The organism is Mesorhizobium sp. WSM4848 (assembly GCF_055811375.1).
In genome coordinates this window covers 1-428 of record NZ_JBVVPX010000126.1, presented here as the reverse complement: position 1 = coordinate 428, position 428 = coordinate 1, and the positions used below count along the sequence as shown (strand labels likewise).

Annotated in this window: 1 protein-coding gene; it reads left to right on the top strand. The window is 62.1% G+C overall.

What is annotated here, in order from left to right; all coding sequences use genetic code 11:
• A partial coding sequence (locus AC0L16_RS33610; protein ID WP_473625816.1) for an IS256 family transposase occupies positions 1–428 on the top strand: 428 nt, incomplete at both ends.

The following is a 428-nucleotide window of genomic DNA, read 5'->3' as shown; positions in this document are numbered from 1 at the left end:
CGCAACGGCCATTCGAGGAAGTCGGTTCTGACGGGCACGTCGAAGATGACGCTGTCGATCCCGCGCGACCGGGCCGGAACCTTCGATCCGAAGCTGATCGCCAAATACCAGCGCCGCTTTCCCGATTTCGACGACAAGATCATTTCCATGTACGCGCGCGGCATGACGGTGCGCGAGATCCGCGGCCATCTGGAGGAGCTCTACGGCATCGACGTGTCGCCGGACCTGATCTCGGCCGTCACCGACGCCGTCCTGGAGGAAGTAGCCGAGTGGCAGAACCGCCCGCTGGATGCGATCTATCCGCTCATCTTCTTCGATGCGATCCGGGTCAAGATCAGGGACGAAGGCTTCGTTCGCAACAAGGCCGTCTACATCGCGCTCGGCATCCTGCCGGACGGCACGAAGGAGATCCTCGGCATCTGGATCGA